This window comes from Oleiphilus sp. HI0125 (genome assembly GCF_001635355.1).
The window spans coordinates 1-1241 of record NZ_LWGF01000072.1; the positions used below are offsets into that span (position 1 = coordinate 1).

At 41.2% G+C, this 1241-nt stretch carries 2 protein-coding genes; both read right to left on the minus strand.

Annotated elements, in window-relative coordinates; genetic code table 11:
• Positions 1-647 (minus strand): N-acetylneuraminate synthase family protein (locus A3762_RS01235; protein WP_197468923.1); only part of this gene is annotated, 647 nt, incomplete at its 3' end.
• Positions 644-1241: MaoC/PaaZ C-terminal domain-containing protein (locus A3762_RS01240; protein ID WP_156493110.1), on the minus strand; the 598-nt coding region annotated here is incomplete at its 5' end. The genes A3762_RS01235 and A3762_RS01240, both read right to left, overlap by 4 nt.

The window sequence follows — 1241 nt, forward strand, 5'->3', positions numbered from 1 at the left end:
TGGTCAGAAAGCCCTGTAAGCACATTGAAGCGTTGAGCCATGTCAGGGATTGTCGCAAGATTATAGTCGTTAGCTGGGGCTGGATAACCGCTAACACAATGCAAAATCACTAATTCTTTACAGCCAGCCCGCTTTGCAGCTGTGACAGCTTCGCTAATCTCTTCTTCATTGGCCATGCCTGTAGAAATGATCATGGGCTTGCCTGTTTTCGCAACATATTCGATGAGAGGGATATCTATTGCTTCAAAGGATGCGATTTTATAAGCAGGGCAGTTTAGCTCTTCTAGCATATCAACCGCTGTTTCGTCGAAGGGTGAGCTGAAAATCGTAATACCTAACTCTTTTGCTTTCTTGAACAATGGCTTGTGCCATTCCCACGGCATAAATGCTTCCGAATACAAGTCGTAAAGAGTTCGACCTCCCCATAGCCCACCTTCAATTTTAAATTCTGGGCGATCACAATCAATCGTAATTGTGTCCGCTGTGTAGGACTGGAGTTTTATGGCGTCAGCACCACAACGTTTGGCCATTACCATTATTTCGTAGGCGCGCTCGATACTTCCATTATGGTTTGCAGACAATTCTGCGATGATGTATGGGGCGGTGTTAAGCCCAATTTGTCGCCCATTGATAGCAATTGGTGTCATGCTGTTTCCAAAGGTAAAATTATTTCTGCATAACCAGTGATAGCCGGATTATCGTCTTTGTCTAAAACTAGAGTGCGGACTTTAAGACGGTTCCCTATTTTGGTTTCAATATGTATTTTTGCGTTTAGCTCAGTGTTGGGGTAAATGGGTGATTTAAACTCCAATGATTGGCTCTTATATATTGTACCTTCGCCAGGGAATAATGTTCCAAAGATTTTGGAGAATACTGAACCGCTTAAAAAACCATGGACTAAACTTTTATCGAAGCCATATTCACGACTGTACGCGTCGTCAATATGGAGTTTGTTTGTGTCAGAGGATGCTTCAGAAAACATTAGCACTTGTTCTTTTGAAATGGAGAATTGATGTGTAAATGTTTTACCAGGCCCGAACTTGTTATCTCTCATTAATGGTAGTTCGATAGAAAGTCTATTCCAGTCCTTTTTGAAAATCGCTAAACGGTATATGTCCCACAAACGACCTTTTGAGAAGTGTTGATTTTTAAATATACCTTCTACGCTGAAGCCATGCTTTTTGTGGAATGTAATTACCTTGTCATTGAATTCGAGTACTTCGCAATAAAGTTTATTAAGT